Annotated in this window: 8 protein-coding genes; 2 read left to right on the forward strand and 6 right to left on the reverse strand. The window is 71.1% G+C overall.

The features are described from left to right. Positions 1–181 precede the first annotated feature (181 nt). Both IEY55_RS16405 and IEY55_RS16410 read left to right on the forward strand, forming a co-directional pair. Complete coding sequence (locus IEY55_RS16405) at positions 182–1,453, forward strand: Mur ligase family protein (protein ID WP_229686455.1); 1,272 nt, start codon at positions 182–184, stop codon at positions 1,451–1,453. Continuing rightward, positions 1,453–2,172 carry a type 1 glutamine amidotransferase gene (locus tag IEY55_RS16410; RefSeq protein ID WP_189058754.1) on the forward strand — a complete coding sequence of 240 codons (720 nt, stop codon included), beginning with the start codon at positions 1,453–1,455 and terminating at the stop codon, positions 2,170–2,172. The genes IEY55_RS16405 and IEY55_RS16410 overlap by 1 nt, the downstream gene beginning before the upstream one ends. 450 nt (positions 2,173–2,622) lie before the next feature. Here IEY55_RS16410 and IEY55_RS16415 read toward each other — a convergent pair whose 3' ends face one another. The 6 genes from IEY55_RS16415 to IEY55_RS16440 form a co-directional block, all read right to left on the reverse strand. Then, on the reverse strand, positions 2,623–4,704 hold the full coding sequence (locus IEY55_RS16415; RefSeq protein WP_189058756.1) for a prolyl oligopeptidase family serine peptidase: 2,082 nt from the start codon (positions 4,702–4,704) through the stop codon (positions 2,623–2,625). Positions 4,705–5,297: 593 nt separating this feature from the next. Beyond that, on the reverse strand, positions 5,298–7,892 hold the full coding sequence (gene lanKC, locus IEY55_RS16420; RefSeq protein ID WP_189058758.1) for a class III lanthionine synthetase LanKC: 2,595 nt from the start codon (positions 7,890–7,892) through the stop codon (positions 5,298–5,300). A 119-nt stretch (positions 7,893–8,011) separates the two neighbouring features. Continuing rightward, positions 8,012–8,695, reverse strand: coding sequence for a LuxR C-terminal-related transcriptional regulator (locus IEY55_RS16425; protein WP_189058760.1), 684 nt, complete (start codon positions 8,693–8,695; stop codon positions 8,012–8,014). Positions 8,696–9,358: 663 nt separating this feature from the next. Further along, positions 9,359–9,829: a hypothetical protein gene (locus tag IEY55_RS16430; RefSeq protein ID WP_229686456.1), complete on the reverse strand. Its 471-nt coding sequence runs from the start codon at positions 9,827–9,829 to the stop codon at positions 9,359–9,361. A 700-nt stretch (positions 9,830–10,529) separates the two neighbouring features. Then, entirely contained in the window at positions 10,530–11,345 is an 816-nt protein-coding gene (locus IEY55_RS16435; protein WP_189058764.1) for a DUF1932 domain-containing protein, read from the reverse strand. Next, a complete protein-coding gene (locus IEY55_RS16440; RefSeq protein WP_189058766.1) occupies positions 11,342–12,694 on the reverse strand; it encodes an NsdA family TPR-like regulatory protein in 1,353 nt (450 codons plus the stop codon). Before IEY55_RS16440 ends, IEY55_RS16435 begins: the two co-directional genes overlap by 4 nt. Positions 12,695–12,738 lie beyond the last annotated feature (44 nt).

Consider the following 12,738-nt stretch of genomic DNA (forward strand, 5'->3'; position numbering starts at 1 on the left):
CCCACGGTACGGCCCCCGAACGGGGGACACGCCGCCACGGTCCCTGCACCCGGGGAGCGGATGGCACGATCGGCAACAATTGGACGGCAGCACACGACGGAGCTGGCAACCCCGCGCGTCGACGCGCGTCCTCCCCGACGGGACGTGGTCGCAACGCGACGCGGTGCCCAGCGGCTGACGGATGGGACGGCAGATGGTGGTGGGCCTGGTGGGTTCGCGCGACCCGGGTGGCAGGCGACGGCGGACGATCGCGGCGACCAAGCTGGGCCGGGGCGCGGCCTGGCTGTCGCGGACGGCCGGCCTCGGCGAAGGCGCGATCATCGGTGGCCGGGTCGCGATGGCCCTGGACCGCGAGGTGCTGGCCGGGCTCGCCCGCGGCCGCACCGTGGTGTTGGTCACCGGCACCAATGGCAAGACCACGACGACCTCCATGGTCTCCCGGGCACTGTCCGTCGCCGGCCCGGTAGCCACCAACGCCACCGGTGCGAACATGCCGGACGGCCACGTGGCCGCGCTGATGGCCGACCCGCAGGCCCGGTACGCCGTGCTCGAGGTCGACGAGATGCACCTCGACATCGCCGCCGCGCAGACCAGGCCCGCCGTGATCGTGCTGCTCAATCTCAGCCGGGACCAGATCGACCGGGTCGGCGAGGTGCGGACGGTGGCGGCGCGGCTGCGGGAGGTGGTCCTGGCCAACCCGCAGGCCGTCGTGGTGGCCAACGCCGACGACCCGATGATCGTGTTCGCCGCGTCCCCGGCGCAGCGCGCGGTGTGGGTGTCGGTCGGTGGCGGGCGGTGGACCGGCGACGCGATGAGCTGCCCGCAGTGCGGTGAGCGGCTCGACCTGGCCGGGGACGGGTGGGCGTGCTCGTGCGGGCTGCGTCGGCCGGACCCGACCTGGAGCGTCCGTGACCACGCGGTGCGGACCGACGGCGGTCGGGAGCTGGCGCTCGACCTGAAGTTGCCGGGCTCGGTCAACGACGGAAACGCCGCGCTGGCGATGGCGGCGGCGGCCCAGCTCGGGGTGGTACCGGAGGCCGCGCTGCCCAGGATCCGGGAGGTGACGCAGGTCGCCGGCCGCTACGGCGACCTCACCCTGAGCGGCCGGAAGGTGCGGCTGCTGCTGGCCAAGAACCCCGCGGGTTGGCACGAGATGATGGAGCTGGTGCGCACGAGCGGCCGGCCGGCCATGTTCGTGGTCAACGCCCGGGAGGCCGACGGGTTCGACCTGTCCTGGCTGTGGGACGTGCCGTTCGAGCACCTGGCCGGGATGACGATCGTGGTCGCGGGGGAGCGGGCGGCCGACATGGCGGTGCGGCTGCGTTACGCGCGCGTCGAGGTTGTTATGGAGTCCGATCCGGTGGCGGCGGTGCGGCTGGCCCCGCCGGGCGAGCTGGACGTGGTCGCCAACTACACCGCCTTCCGCATGCTCCGGTTGAAGGGTGAGGCCTGATGGGTGGGACGTCGTCGGTCCGGATCGCACTGGTCTTCCCCGACCTGTTGGGGACCTACGGGGACCGCGGGAACGTTGCGGTGCTTGCCGAGCGGCTGCGGCTGCGCGGAGTCGACAGCGAGGTCATCGAATGCAACGTGGGTGACTTCGTGCCCGCCGACTGCGACATCTACATGGTCGGCGGCGGCGAGGACGTGGCACAGCTCGTGGCGGTTCGTCACCTTCGCCGGCAGGGCACGCTCGCGGCGGCGGTGGAGCGGGGTGCGGTCGTGCTCGCGGTGTGCGCGGGCATGCAGATCATCGGCACGTCCTTCGTCGGCACGGAGGGTGTCGTGCACGGCGGGTTGGGGCTGCTCGACGTGAGCACCCGGCCGATGCCCAAGCGCGCTATAGGTGAGCTGGTCGTGCGGCCCACCTCGTTGTTCGGTGACGAGCTGCTGACCGGGTTCGAGAACCACGGCGGCTGCACCTACCTCGGCCCGGACGCGAGCCCGCTGGGGGCGGTGGTTTCCGGCGTGGGCAACGGTGTCAACGGCGTGGACGGTGCGGTCCAGGGCAGGGTGGTTGGTACCTATCTGCACGGTCCCTGCCTGGCACGCAACCCGCGGTTCGCCGACAAGCTGCTGACCTGGGTTACCGGGACCGAGCTGGCGTCGTTGTCGATCCCCGAGGTCGAGGCGTTGCGGGCGGAGCGGCTGCGTGCCGTCGGGGTGCGCTGAGGCCCTGTCCGCCCGTTGGTCGGGGTCCCGGTCAGACCGGGACCCCGAGTTTCTTTGAGCGCGTTGGGAAAGTCTCGGCGGGGCACGGTGACCGGTCAATCGTGGCCCCTCGCTCCACTCCCGCAACGCCGCTGGCTCGGGATCGAGCCGAGATCAACCAGTCGGGCGGTGAGGTGCGGAAACGTGGGCGCTCGTAGCCTGTGTGATCGCCTAAGTATGCGGTATTTACCGTACCCCGAGCCGTTCGTTTGCGGCTGGTGTAGCACTCTCCGGCCGCTTTCCCGCAACGTCCTCCAGGGCTGGACCCAGGCAGTCGCGGTTCCCTGACTGGGTGATCTTGTGCTGGCTGCCAGCCTTCTGACCGGGTGTTTTGTGCCTTGAAGCCATGCTCCGGGGGAAGATTGCTCGACATCGAGAGATCCTGCTGGCAGCCTGGTCCCATGCGAAACGTTAGGAAGACCTCCGAGGCAGGGGAAGCGCGGCACTCTCGCGCCCACCACGGCTCGCCGTGGCCCGTAACCCCAGTTCGGCCATCAGGAACGCGAGCTGTTCGGTCTCGCGGAGAACCACGTCCGCTGGTTCGGTCTCCGCATGGTGCTGACGCACCCGCAGCAGAACCGGATACTCCGCGGTGGTGGCGCTCTGCAACCGGGCCGCCACCTTGCGACCGTGCCAGGCGGGGCAGGTCCGGTCGGCGGCGCCACAGTCGACGAGCACCGCCGGGTATCGGACGCCGTCGCGGATCCGGTGGTAGGGCGAGTAGTCGTGGAGGGTGGCGGCGTCGCCCGGGTCGTCCGGGTCACCGAGCTCGACACCGACCATGGCCATGGTGGCGGGATCGTGCTTACACCGCAGCAGGTCGAGCACCGGTGCGTCGAGCACGCAGGCGCGGAACAGCTCCGGCCACCGGGTCACCGCGACTGCGGCGGGAAGGGCACCGAGCGCCGTACCCAGCACTCCGATTCTGTCCGACGTTGTGCATCCCTGACGGATGAGGTCGCTCGCGATCGCGTGCAGGTCCTCGAAGGTGACGTGTTTGGTACGGCGGCGGGCGGCACGCCACCACTCGCTGCCATACTCGCCGCCCCCACGCAGGTGGGCATGGACGTAGATCCCGCCGAGGTGTACCCATGCCGCGGGGATCGCGGAGCGGTAGGCCGGTAGCCAGGCGAGGTTGCGCGCACCGTGGGCGCCGATGAGCAGGGGCCGAGGGACAACGTCCCGGATATCCGAGCGCGTAACGATCTTGTAGGGAATGGGTGTGTCGTCCGCGCCGCGCGCGGTTTCGTTGTGCACGACGACATTGGGTACCGCAGCTTGCGGTCGGGTGAGTTCTTCCAGGGAGGAGGTGGTCAAGTCATACCGGTAGGTGGCCGGTGCGCGCGTGATCGAGGAGTAGGCGAACGTGCAGCCGTTCCCGGCGGGGCTGATCGGACTGGCGGCGCGGGTCGATGCAGGGCGGACCATGCCCGGCTCCGGCAGGGTGATCTCGCCGCGCGGCTCCCCACCGGGCGAGATGCGGCGTAGCCGGGTGGCGCCGTCGACGTACTCGGAGAGCACCAGATCCGTGCCGACCGTGGTGATGGAGACGAGCACGGCGTTGCTCGACGGGACGAGCTCCCGCCAGGCGGACCGGTCCTCGGAGCGGCCCGCCAGGGGAATGGCGACGACCCGTCCCCGGGGCGCGCCATCGTCGGTGACCGCGATCAGCTCGTCACCGACGATGACACCGCGGAAGGTACCGCGCAGGCCGCGGAGAAACGGCCGCCAGCACACGCAGGCGGACAGGTCACGGAGGTAGAACGGCCGGCCCGGTCCGTAGGCCAGGGCCCAGCGGCCGTCCGGGGAGACACTGATCCGACGGACCGGAAAGGCGGGCGGGAGCGCCTGCCGCTCCAGGTCGAGCAACGCGCCCGCCTGGGCAAGACGGGCGAGGAAGACCCCCTTGGCTCGGCGGGGCTGCTGCCGGTCGAGGACGACGCAGAAGAACCGACGGCTGTCCGGAAGCCAGGTCACCCGGTAGGTGCCCAGTTCGGGCAGCCCGTCGACCACGGTCTCCCCTGAGTTGACATTGAGCACGCGAAAGAGTGGAAGCCGGTCCGGGCTGGTCAGGCTGTAGGCCAGCCGCCATCCGTCGGGAGAGGGCTGCCAGTCCAGGGCCACCGTTGCGGTGGGACCCAGCAGGTTCGGGTCCACCAGGACGCGGCCGGGTCCGGTCGGGATGTCCGACACCTCCAGGACCGGGTGGCGCGCCCCGGTGGGAACCCGCTCCCGGAACCAGCGACGTCCGTACCGCTCCGGTGGATGGTCCGGCCGGAGCGCGGTGAACCGACGCACCGCGTCGATCGCCGTGGACCAGACGGGCGTGGCACGCAGCCGGCGGGCGGCGAACCTGTCCTGGGCGGCCTGCCAGGCGAACACCTCCGGGGTGGCGCGCTCCAGCCACTGGTAGTCGTCCTCGAACTCGAGGCCGCCGATGCGGTTGGGCTCCGGGCGGCGTGGTGTGACCGGGTAGCGGAGCAGAGCGGGCATCGCGACCTCCGAGGAATCAGGATGGTGGACGGATCTGGTTAGGTCCGATGTGGACGGAAGAAGGTGGTGACGCTGATACGGAACCGGGTAATCCGGTCCGGCGGAACGGGATGGCCGAACACACGAGGGCCACGCCCGAGGTAGTTCGGAAGGGGCAGGCTGGCGTGCTGGTCGGTGATGCCACCAGCCCGGCCGCTGGTGGGGCTGGGCTCACGGGACGACGTCGCGGTGCCCGGCGCATGAGCGGGCCGACGGAAGGTGCTGGGAGGTGCGGAGGTGCGGGGCCGAGGGGAGGAAGTCTCGGGTTCGGGGAGTGGTTGCGGGCTCATGGGTTGGCCTTCCACAGGGGACGCGCGGGGTGTGGGCGGGCTTGGAGGGAAGGGGCGGGAGGGGGTGGGGGGAGGGGGACCGAGGGAGGACGGGGCTGATGTGCAGGGCGTCGGTGCCGAGTCGGGCGGAGACGGGTGCTGACGTGGGATGAGTAGATACATGACCTCCTGCCGGTGGGTTCGGGGACGCCGTGCCCCCGGACACCGGATGTGGTGCCGGGGAAGGACCGGGTGGGGGTGGCGCCGCCCCGCGCTGGGCGGTGGTCAGCGCGGAGCGGCGCCACAGGCCGCCGGACGGCGGCAGACCAGGTCGGCCGGCAGGAAGGGAAGGAAGTCCCGTCGGCTTTCGAAGACCGTGGTGAGGGCGAGCAGCACGCCCGCCGCCCCGGTCGCGAGGTCGGTGGACAGCCGGAGCAGTTGGTCGCCGGGAAAGGCCAGCCGGCCGCGGTGGAACTCCGCGTGCCAGGACAGGCGGCGCAGGTGCGTCCGGATGTCGGGGTCGGCCAGGCAGGGCCGGTCGCTGGTGGCCGCCAGGCAGGCCAGCAACCCGGCCTGGCCGGTGAACAGCCCCGGAAAGGTGGCCGACTCGCTGCGGCAGGTGCGGCGGATCCGACCGTAGGCCAGGGCGAGCCGCTCGTCCTGGCGGTGGCGGAGGAACTCCCGCAGCACCAGGCTCATGCCGGCCGTACCCGTGCCGAGAAATGGCACGAGCCGGCGCCGGGCGGCGACCTGCAGCGTGTCGCGCGGGCCGACCTCGCACAGATCGAGATCGTGACGCAGCGCGGCCGCCGCGAGATCGAGGAACGCACTGTCGGCTGTCTCCCGATGGCAGCGAAGAAAAAACAACCCGATCCCGGTCGCGCCGTGCAGCAGACCGGCAGCCCTGGAAGGGCCCGGTCGGTCCGAACGGATCGGATCGGCCAGTCGGTCCGCGATCGCCATCGCGCTGCGAAAAATCCCGTTGTCCCCCGTGGCGTGCGCGAAGTAGAGCAGGTTCAGCCCCACGCCAGCGAGACCGCCGTAAAGGCTGCGGGCTAGCAGGCCCGAGCTCATCATCTCGATCGCACGATCCAGCGTGGACAGCGCAGCCGCCCGCCGCCCCAACTGGTCCAGGGCGTAGGCGATGCCGTGCAAGCCGTTGTAGAAGCCGACGGGATGGGTGTCAGCGCGCCGGGCAGCTCGCTGCAGCCAGTCGACGTGCCTGGAGTCGACCGGGGTCCCCGCCGTGGCCAGGGCGAGCAGCACGCCGGCGGCACCGTGCGCGAGGTTGAGCCCACCGGACCGGAACTGCGCCACATCACCGGGGAACAGGCGGTCGCAGCGGTCCGGGGTCGCGGTAGCGCGGATGCCCTCGCTCAGGGAACGGCGCAGCCGGGGCCAGTCCTCCGGCTCCGGCGCGGCCAACACGTCCCGGCCCGGCCGGTGGGAGCCGCTCTCGTTGCCGCGGCCAGCCCGCAGGTCACGACGCATCCGCGCGACGAAGGTCTCCGGCACACCGAACCGCTCACCCAACACCCGCAGGAACATCTCGGTCTTGCCGGGGTCACGCGCACACAGCAACGGCGCGAACGGCAGGAACAACCACAGCGCGGTGCACGCCAGGCCGTAGCGGTCGATCGCGGCGCCGGTATGCCCGGCCGGCGCGGCAAACCCCGGGGTCGCGGCCGGGACCCGGTCTGCTGCCACGAGCGGCGTGGCCAGCTCCAGGTCGACCAACACCACACCACCATCCGGACGAACGACCACATTGGACGGACGGACGTCCCCGACCACCACACCGCGCTCGTGGATGGCGGCCAGCGCCGACCGCAGGCGGCCGACCACATCGACCACCCACGCGGTGAAGACGGCGACCTCCCGCGGGGTGGGCGCCGGCCGGCCCAGCGGGTGCCGTTGAGCGGCCAACTGGGTCAACGGCTCACCCTCCACGTGCTCCTGGACCAGAAAGTGCCGGGTGTCGTGGGTGAACGACCCGAGCACCCGGGGCACCACGTCGAGATCGGTGAGGCGGGCCGCCATCGCACGCTCGTTGTCCAGGCGGGCCACCGCATCCACCTCGTCGGCGTCCAAGCCCGCCATCGGCCACGCTTCCTTGAGCACGACCTGCCGCCGGGTGCGCCGGTGCCGGGCCAGATACACCCCCCCGCCGTTCACCAACCGGACCGGCCGCTGCACCCGGTAAGGCAGGCAGTCCTCCCCGGACCCCGCGGCCGGCATCCGTTCGGCGAGAAACGGCGGCACCTCCACCCACGGCGGCACCCGGAACGTCGTCGTGGTGGGGTCCGGGACGAGCCGACCGGTGGGGTCGACCAGCGCGGGCGCCAGCTCACCGTCGTCGTCCAAACGATGCCGGTGCCGGAAGGCGCCGTACCGCACCGAAAGCGGCCCCGGCCGCCACGGCAGGTCGCCGAGCACGGTGGGGCCGGTCTGCCCGGACAACGCGTTTCCCAGGGCGGTGAGGGTATGGTGCAGCTCCGCACAGGTCGTCGGGTAGATCACGCAGAACCGGCCGGCCGCGGTGCGGTCGGCCTCCCGGGAGTTGGTGAGCCGCAGCGCCGCCCTGCTGCGCAGGAACCTGACCGGAAGACGCATCCGAAGGCAGTAGCGCCATACCGTCGTCAGGATGTGCTCCGCATTGCCGGTGTCCGCGGCCACGTGCACTTTCCAGCCCTGATCGGGAAGGGTGCGATCGATGGGAGACAGCCGAATCCAGAGCCCGTGCTCGGTCCGGCGCCATCCGGCGGGCGGCTCGCGGGTGGCCAAACCGAACGTGCTCGCGGAGTCGTCCCAGCGGTGCGGGGAGTCGTAGAAATGCGGGTCGGCCAGGCAGTGCGTTAGGTAGCGCGCGGCCATTTCCATCAATAGCTCCCCGCTTTCCCAGGTCCCAGTTTGCTGGTTCCTCGCCGGGTCGACTGAAACGATGCGCCGTCGGAGGGCCGGTCGCCCAGTCCCCAGATTTGTGGACTGGCGCAGGCGGGTCAGGACAGCATTCGCTGCAGCCGCGCCTGACGGGCGAGCCGAGCCAGTTGTACCGGACCGCTTATCGCGAATTTTGCTCGTATTCTCCGCACGTAGGTCTCCACCGTTCCCACCGCCACTCCCATCCGCCGCGCGGCCTGCGCGTGGGTGAGCCCGGTGGCCAGGTGACCCAGCAGCTCGGCCTCCCGCGGCGCCAGCCGCGGGGCGGGGGCGCGCACACTGCGCCGGATCACCTCGGCCACCGGCCCGTGCAGGTAGAGGTGACCCCGGGCGACCTGCAGGATGGCCTCCCGGAACACCTGCTCGCTGGCGTCGGTGGTGAGATAGCCGTCCGCCCCGGCGTCCAGCAGCACCAACGTGGCCGCCAGGGTCAGCGAGCTGGACAGCAGTACCAGGCGGCAGTGCCCGGCGAGATCGTGCGTGAGGCGGAGCAGACCGACGCCGTGCCGGGAGTGGATGCCCAGCACCAGCACGTCGTACTTGGTCAGCTCCTCCAGATCGGGGACGTCGGAAAAGCACCGGACCAGTCGGACGTCGGGGGTGGTGGCAAACATCGAGGGGATTCCCCGCCGGATGACCGGTCTCTCGTCGACCACGGCAACGGTCACCCCGAAGTTTCGGGGCGTCGCCTGCTCCCGGTTCTGCAGCCGCGTCGCGCCGCTGTACTCGTGCGTGACTGCCATTCCCACGCTCCCTAGTGGAAAATTGTTCACCGCCCCGGCCCGCTGGGGCATTGCACGCGGGTTCGCCTGCTCCTCCTGCGATTCACCCCCTTCGTGACTTCATCTCGAGCTGATGTGAGAATGTTTCGTAAGTAGTTTCCCGGGTTACTCCGTGCGAATTCCCCCGTCCCGACTATCGCTGCTCCAGCCGGGTATGGTTAGCGTCGCGGAGAAAATCTGTCGATCTTCACCCATCTGGTCGATTAAGCAGGCAAGCCGGGTGGGGGTGGCCGGTTGTCCTTCACCGCCCGTCCCCGCGGGGCCGGACATCCGGCCGCCTCGCCCGCCCCGATCAGGAGAGGATCACACGCATGGCCGGCGGCCGCCGGAGCATGTTGCGATCACTTTCCGTCACCCTGCCGAGGATTGTCCTCGCATGGCAACCGGAAGCGGGCGGAAGAGCCGAACGGTGGCACAAGTGAAGCCGAACGGACGCCCACCGGAGAGCGAACCAGAGAATACTGGTGCCTTCCGTGCCAAACGCTGCCGTCTCGGGCCCGGCCCTACCGAGTCCGCTACGTCCATCGGGGTTGCTATCCCCTGGTGATCGCTTCTCCGCGGCATCGGATCCGACAGCGGTTCGACATAGTCGCGGCAACGGTGAGTCCCGGCTGTGGTGAGGGATCAAGCACCCCTGCCACCGATCACGAGAACTGCGCCGAGAGCCACCAGCAGCATCACCTTGAGCGTTTCCAGCAACACGTACCAAAGATGCAGCCGCGAAGGCGGCGGCGGGTCTTCGGCCTGCCAACGCTGCGCACGCGCGTCGAGCGCGGGCCGCAGCCATGCAACCTGGGCCAGCAACACCACGGACACCAGCACCTGGAAGATCATGACCCGCGCGGAAACCAGAGGGGATGGGCCAACCGTAGCCACCGGCTCCAGCAGCACGGCGACCGCAGGCACCACCCACAGCAGCATCGCACAGCCCATCTCCACCCGGTTGAGCGCACGGAAGACAATCCGCCCGATGCCCAGCCCGAGAGCCCGGGTCACCCCCGGAGCACGAAACTTGAGCGGGGCCTCCACGAAGGAAATGCCCAACACCAAGCCCAGCCAGACGAACGGTAACCCGGTCTGGACGGTCACCAGCACGGCTTGCACCCAGCCCCCATTCCGCGGCCCACACCCGACGCACCCGCGGGGCACACCCCACATCGGTCCTGCGGCCAGCCCGCACCTGTGGCGACGAAACGCCGCTGTCCACCCATCGGCTACCACTACCATCCTGGTCGCGGCCGGCGGCCGCGCCAGGGAATTTGGTCCCGAGATGCACGGACCTAGGGCAGGGGCAACGAGGTCCCGTGCGACCCCATACCGGACCATCGCCGCATACGACGAACCGGTGACCCGAGGCCCGCGACGTCGACGGTCGTGGCCGGGCAGCAACAGGCCACGGCGACCATCCCGTGACTCCCAAGATGGTGCTGACCAGTACGAAGCAACCGGCGAACAGCCGCGATGGCCAACCATGTGCTGCCACCAGCGCCCGCGGGGACGAGAGAGCAACCCACCCCCTTCCGGCGTAATACAACATTGATGCGACGAACTGAGCGAGGTCCGGGAGGGCTGGCGCGTACAGAACACGGGAGCCCGGGAACGAGATGAACGGCCCCGTTGGCGTGAAACCGGCCCGCCGGTCTGTCGACCGCGAAGCGCCGCGGACCCGCCTCGTGCTCCCGGGGAAGCTCCTCCCCGCAGCGGCCCGGCGCCCGATACCGGCGCGCTCCCGCTGCCCGCGCGGACGGCGCCCCTGCTTGCAGGGGAGCGGGGGCACCGTCCGTGGCATGGCGATCTACCCGCCTTCGAGAGGGGGAGCCGGCCGCAGGACTGTGTCGTCCCTCCGTGGGCCAGCCACCCGCGCGTCACCGGTATGCCAGGCCGGGCCGGTGTCCCAGACGGCAAGGACTCCGGCGGTCGCGGGTGCCAACACGGTGGGCAGCGCTGGAGCGTCCAAAGTGCGCGCCACCTCATACATCTCCGGCGCCGACTGCCAGGCACGTTTGGCCAGCGTCGGCCGACAGTCCGGGTCGGCCAGCGAGCTCGGCAGGCGCAGCGCCTCGGTGAGTAGGGCTTCGGTGACACCGTGGCGGTCGGCCAGGGCCTGCACCGCCGCCGCCAACGCACGGCTCGCGGTCTCGTAGGAGGCGAACGCCATCAGCAACACGCCCGCCCACCCGAGCTGTTCACCCAACCGCGCCCGCTCGACGCGGCTCCCGTCAACCAGCCGCGCCACCGACCGCACCGCAAGCCGAGGGCCGGACAGAAAGAGCCGAGCGGTACCCAACCCTTCGGCAAGAAGACCGATGACCGCGGCGTCCACCACCGTGGCACCGGCCGCGGACAGCATGGCCGCGAGCAGCCGCGCCCGCCCCGGGCTGGGCGGGCCGGCGTCGACGCAGATGCCCGCGAACCCGTGCGTGGCGATCCGACGCGCCACCGTCTCGACGCCCGCCGGCGGACCCAGTGACACCGCGATCCCCACGCGGCACAACGCGGTGGGCAGGTCCACGACGGGAAACCCGGCCGCCAGCACCGCGCGCCGGCCGGCCTCACCCGCAGGCCAGCACGGCACGGTACGCCCGGGCCGTAGCACCACCACGGCGTTCATCCGGCGACGCCGGGAAGGGCGGGAACGGTTGGTGCGCCACAGAAACTCATGATCTCGTCCCACAGGTCCATTGCCAGCGCGGAGGTCTGGTAGTGCGGTCGGCGCAGCGCGTTGGCCACCTGCCGCAGCCGGCGATGCACGCTGTCGGTGCGGCGCCGGGCCGACACCTGCAACACCTCGTGCACCTCGTCGGCGGCACCCTCCAGGTCCTGCCGGCCCAGCCGGGCCGCGGCCAGGTCCAGCCGAGCCAGGCACAACTCACCGAGCCGCCGCCGCTCCGGCGGCTCGGCGTGGTAGAGCTCAACCGCCTCGAGCGCGTGCCGCTCAGCCGACACCAGATCGGGCGCCCCGCCCAGCCACAGCCGGGCGGTTGCGGCGTAGAAGATCTGCTTCGCCACCGGGAAGGCGAGCATGCCACCCGGGTCGTCCTCGCCGGCCACCTCGTTACGGGCCTGCTCGGCCCGACGCAACGCGCCCTCGGTGGCCCGCCGGTCCCGCAGCCGGCCCTGCGCCCTGGCCTCAATCGCCGCGAGCCGCACCCGCGCCGTGCCGGCCTCGGGCACGTAACGCCACCCGTCCGCGGCAAGGTCCACCGCGGTCCGCGGCCGGTCGTCCCAGTACGTGATCAGCGCCTGCGTGCCGCGGACCCACGCCCGCAACGTGTTGCTGCCGGCCAGTTCGGCACACAGGAACGCGGTACGCGCCTGGGTCTCGGCCGCAGCCAGCCAACCCAGGTCGAACGAGGCGTTCGCCAGCACACCGCACAACACGCCCGCCACCAGGTACAGCTCCCGGGTCTGGTTCGGATGCTGCCGCCCCTCCAACAACTCGAACACCCGGTCGCGCAACTCCCGCAACTCCAGAAAAACCGGATACACCGGGCGGTTGGGATAGGTCGCCACGATGCGCGCCGCATCGGCGCGGAACTGCTCCAGGGTGTGCGGGCCCACGTTGGTCTGCTCGGCGAACTGCCCGAACCGGGCGGACTCGGTGGCTGCCATCGCGATCTCCCTCTCCAACGACCTCGCTGTCGCCTCCTCCGGCGGACCGTCCTGGTGGCCGACGACCGGCTCCCGGGCACCGACGACCGGGTCGAGCCGCGGCGGGCCGAACAGCTCCTCGGCCGGCTCGGCGAACATGTGCTCCAGCACCCGGCACGTCGCCGGGTGCGGCAACCCGCCGAGCCGGCCGGCCAGCCACCGGCTCGCGTGTCGCTCCGAGACCGCCATGGTGCGGCCGATCTGTTGCGAGGCCGCCCGGAACTCGGCACAGAACTCCTGTGTGGTCAACCGGCGTTGGCGGACCAGCTGCTCGACTCTGGTGCGGGGAACGGGACTGGGGCCGGCCACGGCTGCACCCCCTCGTCGGGACGCTCGCGGAGTCGGGTTCGCGC

This window comes from Longimycelium tulufanense (assembly GCF_014645795.1).
Classification (GTDB): Bacteria; Actinomycetota; Actinomycetes; order Mycobacteriales; family Pseudonocardiaceae; genus Longimycelium; species Longimycelium tulufanense.